This window comes from Sutterella sp. KLE1602, assembly GCF_001578585.1.
In the GTDB taxonomy this organism is placed as follows: Bacteria; Pseudomonadota; Gammaproteobacteria; order Burkholderiales; family Burkholderiaceae_F; genus Sutterella; species Sutterella wadsworthensis_A.
In genome coordinates this window covers 13,630-20,730 of sequence record NZ_KQ968567.1, presented here as the reverse complement: position 1 = coordinate 20,730, position 7,101 = coordinate 13,630, and the positions used below count along the sequence as shown (strand labels likewise).

Genomic DNA, 7,101 nt, shown 5'->3' with positions numbered 1-7,101 from the left:
TGAAGCCTCCGCCTTTAGGCGGGGGTTATTGACGATCATGCACGTGCGACACCGCACGCCGCTCCGGAAACGCCGGAGCATTTCCTTCTATCTTAGTAAAACGCGCGTCTGAAAGACAATCCGCCTGAAGGCGCATGACGGCCGCCCCGCCGCGCCTCCCCCGCTCCTCAGGCTCCGAAGCGATGATACGAAATTCCCTCTTCCCCTCGCGCAGAGACGACCTGGAAAAACCCGCGGGTTAACGCTCCCGTCCGCGGCCCTGTTGACGCGGCGGCATCCTGCCTACATAGTTCTCTTGAGAACACGGCCTTTGCCGTTGCACCACCCGAAACCCGTCACATGCCCACACGAACTCCCAAGCGCGCCCTTGCTGCCGTCTTCGCCGCCGTCACCCTCGTCACCAGCGTCTTCGCGGTTCCCGGCGTCTGCGCCGAGCCGCCTGCGGACGTCGTCGTGGGCTTCGTCGACAGGCCCGAGCCCGGCTACTACTCCCGCACGGTCATGCCCACGCTCGCCGCCATGGCGAGGGCCATGCCCGACAGGACCGTGACGGGCGTGCGTCTCTCGCCCGACGACCCGATCGCCGACCTCATGCGCCTTCGGCCCGACATTCTCGTCGCCCCCGCTTCCGTCTACATGGAGCTCGAGCTCAACTACGGCGGGCATGCGATCGCGACGCGCAAGACGCGCTGGGCGGACAATCCGAGCGCCTCGGTGGGCGCCGCCGTCGTCGTGAGGGCGGACAACAATAAGATCCGCACGCTCGCCGACCTCCGCGGCAGGCGAATGGCCTCGGGCGGCGCGGACGCCGTCGACGGCTGGCTCGCGCTCGCGTATGAACTCAAGGAGAGGCGCCTGCGCCCCGAGGCCTACCGCGCCCACACGGCCTTCCTCAACTTTCCGATGCCCGACGTGATCAGTGCGGTCCTCTCGGGCAAAGTCGAGGCGGGCGTGCTCTCCACCTGCATGCTCGAGCGCGCGGAGCTCGCGGGGCTTCTCAAGCCCGGAGCTCTCAGAGTCGTGGACGAAAAGACCACGCAGGGCTTTTCCTGCCGGCACAGCACGGCGCTCTATCCCGACATCGTCGTGGCCGCGCTCCCGAGAACCGCTCCGGATGTCGTCAAGGCAACGACGCTCGCGCTCCTCTCCATGCCCGAGAACGCCGACTTCGCCTGGCAGGTCGCCACCAACTTTGTCTCAGTGAACAGGCTCTACAAGGAGTTGCACCTCGGTCCCTGGAAGCATCTCGACGACTGGAGCTGGCGGAACCTCTGGAAGAGCTACGGCACGTACGCGCTCATCATCCTCGGCGTCCTCGCCTGGCTCGTCCTCGACGAGATCCGCCTCAAGCAGACCGTCAGGCGCCGCACCGCTGCGCTCACGCAGGCCCTCGCCGAACGCGAGAAGCTCGAGGCCCAGGAGGCCGCCGCCCGCGCCCGCCTCGCGCGCATCGAGCGCACGGGCGCCATCAACCAGCTCTGCGCGATGATCGCACACGAGCTCAAGCAGCCCATGAGTTCGGTCATCAACTACATGACCGTACTCAAGATCAGGCTCGCAGACCGCATCAGCGAAGACGACATCGTCTCCCGCGCGGTTTCGGGCGCCGAGGAGGAGACCCGCCGCATGGCCGCCATCGTCGACCGCGTTCGCGGATACGCCCGCAGGGACATCAACCGCAGCAACGTCGTCGACCTCGACGCCGTCGTCGCGAAGGCCTTCGCCCGCTACTCGCGTCACGCCGCGGGCACGAGCAGGCTCACGCTCTCGAAGCTCCCCGCCGCACGCATCCGCGGCAACGACCTCGAGATCGAGCTTCTCGTCATCAATCTCATGAAGAACGCCGATCAGGCGGCCTGCGACGACACGGGCGAGGACGTGCAGTCCAGACCCGAAGTCACCGTGAGCCTCAGGCTCGAGCCCGACGACGCAGGCGGCCCCGACATGGCCGAGATCGTCGTCGAGGACAACGGCCCCGCCATCTCCGACGAGGCCTTCGGGCGCATGAAGCGCGTGAGCGACAGCGTCAAGGAGGACGGCCTCGGCCTCGGACTCGCCATCGTGCGCAACATCGTCGATGAGCACGGCGGCCGCCTCACCATCGTCCGCCTCTCGCCCTACGGCCTGCGCGTCACCGCCGCGCTCCCGATGTACAGCCCCGCACTGACGCAGCAGGACGAGCAGTCCTGAAGACGGCTGCAGATGCTGCGGGCTTGACGCCCGAACGGGCGTTGCGCGGGCATCACGCGAATGCTTCTTCCGAGTACGCCTTCGGGCGTTCGGATGCAATCCAACAAACTCCCGCCCTGTCGTGGAAACGCGAATCCCCCGCCCACGGCCGGAGCCGAAAAGCCGCACAGCCTCGAAAACAAGCGTCGGGAAACAAACAAAAGACAAAAGGAGAACAAGATTGCAGCGACCGCTGATCCGCATCGTCGACGACGACAAGGCACTTGCCGGATCCTTCGGGCTTTTGCTCGAGACGATGGGTTGGGACACCGCCGCGTATACGAGCGGCAAGCGGTTCCTCAACAACGACGACCTGTCGCGCCCCGGCTGCATCGTGCTTGACGTGCGAATGCCCGGCCTCACGGGTCCCGAAATCCAGGACAAGCTCATCGAAATGGGATGCAGGCTGCCGATCATCTTCCTTTCGGCCCACGGCAGCATTCCCACCGCCGTGTCCGCGGTACAGAAGGGCGCCGTCGACTTTCTTGAAAAGCCGATCGAGCCCGCCGAACTCATCGCGAAGATCAACGCCGCCGTTGCACGAAGCGTCACCGAGTCCGTCGAGACGATGCACCGAGACCGCCTTCGCGCGCGCTTCGAGACGCTCACCGCCCGCGAACGCGAGATCATCGGCGAAATCCTCAAGGGCGACGGCAGCGAGACCAACAAGCAGATCGCCAGAACGTTCGACCTTGAACTGAGCACCGTCAAGATGCACCGCTCGAACGCCTTCATGAAGCTCGGCGTGCATTCCGCCGCCGAACTCATCAGGCTCGCCCAAGAGGCAGGGATCCATGCAGAGGCGTAAGCTCCTTTCGGCCGCCGGCACATTATTCGCCGCCCCGGCGCTCTTCGCCGCGCCCGCCGTCGAACCCGAGGCGAAGGCCGCATCCGACGCCGCAGGCCGCACTCCTCAGGATCCCGACGACGTCCTCATCATCGGCGCGGGCGGCGCAGGCCTTGCCGCCGCGGTCTCCGCGCTCGAGTCGGGCGCGCGGCGCGTCACCATTCTCGAGCGTGGCGCCTTCGTGGGCGGACACACCGTCATTTCGGCCGGCACCGTCACGATCGCCACCGGCGGCGAGACGCCCGTCGAAGACCTCGCACGCGACATCATCGAAGCCGGCGGACGACCCGAGCTCGCACGCACCCTCGCCGAAAACGCAGGCGCCGCCGTTCAGTGGCTCGGCAGCATGGGCGTGGCCTGGGAGCCCAGGCTCTTCAGGGCGGTGGGCTCCGGCATGAGCGCACGACGCAATCTCTCCACAGGCTCTCAAAGAGGCGGCTGGGACATGATCCAGGCGCTCTCCGAGCGCGCCCGCACCCTCGGTGCGAAGACGCTCTTCGAAACACGCGCCTGTCGCCTTCTGCTTGAGAACGGCCGCGTCGGCGGCGTCGCCGCCAGAACCGCTTCGGGCGACGAAGTACTCCGCTACGCCCGAGCCGTCGTGCTCGCCACGGGCGGCTTCAGCGGCAACCACGAGCTCAGAAGCCGCTTCGCACCCCGACTCGACTCCTCCTACGGCACCACGGCGGACACATTCGGACTCACGCCCGACCTCGCCCGCGGAGACGGCATCCTCATGGGCGAAGCCGCAGGCGCGCAGCTCGTCGACATGGACGCCGTCGAGTGCATTCCCTATGCCGGCGGCCGCGTGCTCGACTATGCCGGGGCCGAAGTGTGGATCAATGCCGAGGGCGACAGATTCGTCAACGAGGAGGCCACCTTCGACGTCATCGCCGCCGCCATGCAGGAACAGACCGGGGGCTTCATGTGGACGATCACCGACGCCAAGTCCCAGAAGGGCGCCAACTTCGGATCGAAGCTCTCCGCCGGCCTCGTGAGGGAGGCCAGGTCCCTCACCGCGCTCGCCCACGACATCGGCATCTCGATCGAGAGGCTCAGCTTCACGATGAACAGCTACAACCGCATGGTCGCCCTGGGCAAGGACCCGCGTTTCGGACGCACGACCTTCCTGCAGACGATCGACACGCCGCCCTTCTACTACGGCATCGAGCGTCTGTGCGTGCACATCACGATGGGCGGACTCCTCATCGACGCAGACGCCCGGGTCCTCGACCGCATGAACGCCCCCGTCCCCGGCCTCTTCGCCGCAGGCGAGACCACGGGCGGCGTCCACGGACGAAAGCGCCTCGGCGGCAACGCCCTCACCGACGCCTTCGTCTTCGGGCGCATCGCGGGTGCGGGCGCCGCACGCCTCGCGCTTGGCCGCTGCCCCCCCCGGACGCATCAGCCCGCACTCCATCCGCACAGGGAGCCGCGCACCCGCGTGACGCTCCCATCTGCCTTATCGACATTCCTCAGCCTCCCCCGAGTCTCTGCCCGCCCCCTTCGAAAACGCCCGTCTCCCCTCTCCCCGAGTCGTTTCAAGACGACGCGGCCTCGCTCTCGAGGCGGTCCAAATCCCGTCTCCTGCCCCTTCTTCAGGGTTAACACCACCTCCCACGGCCACCTCCCCCGAGCCGTATTTTTCTTTCTTAGCAATCCTTAAGATTTGGCACAGAAGGAAGCGGAATCATCCGCCCGCTTCCAACCCATCTGCCCGCATTCACCCCCGGGCGCGTCAGGCTGATCCTCCACTTCCTGCGGCGCGCCTCATGAATCCGGGCGGCCCCACAAGGAGAATGACATGCTTTTGAAGTCTTATCTGGCAGCCGTCGTCCTGACCTTTGGTCTTGCATCCGGCGCTCATGCCGCCGCGGTCACGATCAATGGTCCGCACGCCTCTCTCGACTGCACGACCTGCCACGCCAACGGCCAGTTCAAGGCCCCCGCCAAGGAAACCTGCTTCCAGTGCCACCAGTCCTATCAGACTGTCGCTGAACGCACCGCCAAGATGAATCCCAACCCGCACAGCAATCACCGCGGCGAAAAGGATTGCAATGCCTGCCACAGCATGCACGGCAAGTCCCATTTCGAATGCAACGACTGCCACAACTTTGCGATCCGCATGAAGGGTGAATGATCATGACTGAAAAGATGCTTTCCCGCCGCCATTTTCTCGGCACCGCCGCCACCGCCGCCGCTGCAGGCGCCGTCGCTCCGGCCTTTGCCGCCTCCACCTCCGCCTCCGGCATGCCCGCCAAGTGGGACATGGAAACCGATGTCGTCGTTCTCGGCTGCGGCGGCGCCGGCATGATGGCCGCCTGCCAGGTTGTCGACGCAGGCAAGAAGGTCGAAGTCTTCGACGCCGGCCTCTCCCCGTTCCATACTGCCACCAATCTCTGCGGCGGCCTCTTCACCGCCTACGGCTCCAAGCTCCAGAAGGCCGACCCGACCATCAAGGACAGCTGGGAGGCCTTTGCAGAAGACATCATGGCCTACGGCAACTACATGAGCCTCAAGGAACCGGTCTACGCCTTCGCCAAGCACTCCGGCGAAGCCTTCGACTGGCTTTCCGACCACGGTCTTGCCGCTCATCATCTTGAAAACTACGCCGGCCACACGCATCGCCGCGCCCATCGTCAGGATTCCTTCAAGGGGCGCGACTACATCGAATGCCTCGTGAAGCAGTTCGCCGAACGCAAAATCGAGATCCATCACTCCATGCCCGTCACGCGCTTCTGGTTTGATGAAAAGGCCAACCGCGTTGTCGGCGTCCAGTGCGGCCGCGACGACAAGGTCGTCAACTGCCGCGCCCGCCTCGGCGTCATCATGGCCACGGGCGGCATCACGGGCACGCCCGAGTCTCTTGACCGCTGGGTTCCGTCCGTCGCCGGCAAGGGCGTCGTAATCGGCGGCCCGAACAACGACGGCTCCGCCATGCTCACCGCCGTGCGCGACGTCGGCGTTCCGCTCTCCCACATGCAGTACATCGCCTCGTATCCCTGCGGCATCGTCACCGGCGGCCGCAACGGCCCGTACTGCCGCTGGTGGTTCATCACCAACCAGGGCGGCATCCTCGTCAACAAGAACGGCAAGCGCTTCGTGACGGAAAAGGAAGGCATCTGCCACGTCACGCCGCACCTCGCCCACAACCCGGACGGCTGCCACTACGTGCTCGCCGACCAGGCCACCTGGGACCGCACGCTCAAGACGATCAAGCTCTCTGCTCTTGTCGGCCTGCCCTCCTGGACCGAAGAACGCGTCCTCAAGGAATTCGAACTCGGCAAGAACCTCTGGAAGGCCGACACGCTTGAAGAGCTCTGCCAGAAGTCCGGCATGAACCTCGAAGGCCTCAAGAGCCAGATCGAACTCTGGAACAAGGCCGTCGAAACGAAGAACGACACGCAGTTCGGCCGTACCGACCAGCAGCACAAGATCGGTGCCGGTCCGTACCGCATGATCCGCATGTTCCCGTGGAACAACCTCTCCTGCGGCGGCGTGCGCGTCACCGAGCACTTCGAAGTCCTCGGCTGGGACATGAAGCCCGTCAACGGCTTCTACGCTGCGGGGGAAACGGTGGCCGGCGTCCACGGCGCCTTCTACTGCGGCGGCAACGCCTGCGGCTTCGCCCACACTTCCGGCTACATGGCCGGCAAGTACATCACGGGCTACAAGGAAGCCTAACCGGCAGCAGCCGATTCTCTGGGCTCTAAGCGCAGGGAGCTTCTCCTCGAAAAAGGCGCCGTCCTCTTCTCCTTTGGGCGGCTCCTTCCTGAGGCTCGGGTCAGATCCTTCACCCGGGCCTCTTTTATGTCTTGACATCTCCAAGATCCTGACCGATCCTTTAGTATTCGCTTCGAGAGCGTGGATCTCGGTGGAGCGCCACCTCTACGAAGGCGGCTCCCCGAGGTTCATCAGTTCTGGACGCGGACTGCATTCGTTCGAAGGGAAGACCAATCGCACCGGCATCATATGGAAAGCAGATCCGCAATGCGTAACCGTCTGCAAGCACGTGTACCGTGTTC

5 protein-coding genes are annotated in these 7,101 nt (G+C 65.2%); all 5 read left to right on the top strand.

Annotated features, from left to right (window positions below; genetic code table 11):
• Window positions 1-339 precede the first annotated feature (339 nt).
• The 5 genes from HMPREF3036_RS09615 to HMPREF3036_RS09595 all read left to right on the top strand — a co-directional run bounded on the left by HMPREF3036_RS09615 (window position 340) and on the right by HMPREF3036_RS09595 (window position 6,760).
• Window positions 340-2,190: a sensor histidine kinase gene (locus tag HMPREF3036_RS09615; protein WP_062334019.1), complete on the top strand. Its 1,851-nt coding sequence runs from the start codon at window positions 340-342 to the stop codon at window positions 2,188-2,190.
• A 220-nt stretch (window positions 2,191-2,410) separates the two neighbouring features.
• Window positions 2,411-3,037: a response regulator transcription factor gene (locus tag HMPREF3036_RS09610; RefSeq protein ID WP_062334015.1), complete on the top strand. Its 627-nt coding sequence runs from the start codon at window positions 2,411-2,413 to the stop codon at window positions 3,035-3,037.
• On the top strand, window positions 3,024-4,742 hold the full coding sequence (locus HMPREF3036_RS09605) for an FAD-dependent oxidoreductase (protein WP_062334012.1): 1,719 nt from the start codon (window positions 3,024-3,026) through the stop codon (window positions 4,740-4,742). The genes HMPREF3036_RS09610 and HMPREF3036_RS09605 overlap by 14 nt, the downstream gene beginning before the upstream one ends.
• 138 nt (window positions 4,743-4,880) lie before the next feature.
• Complete coding sequence (locus HMPREF3036_RS09600) at window positions 4,881-5,216, top strand: cytochrome c3 family protein (protein ID WP_005436958.1); 336 nt, start codon at window positions 4,881-4,883, stop codon at window positions 5,214-5,216.
• Window positions 5,213-6,760: an FAD-dependent oxidoreductase gene (locus tag HMPREF3036_RS09595; protein WP_231853620.1), complete on the top strand. Its 1,548-nt coding sequence runs from the start codon at window positions 5,213-5,215 to the stop codon at window positions 6,758-6,760. The genes HMPREF3036_RS09600 and HMPREF3036_RS09595 overlap by 4 nt, the downstream gene beginning before the upstream one ends.
• Window positions 6,761-7,101 lie beyond the last annotated feature (341 nt).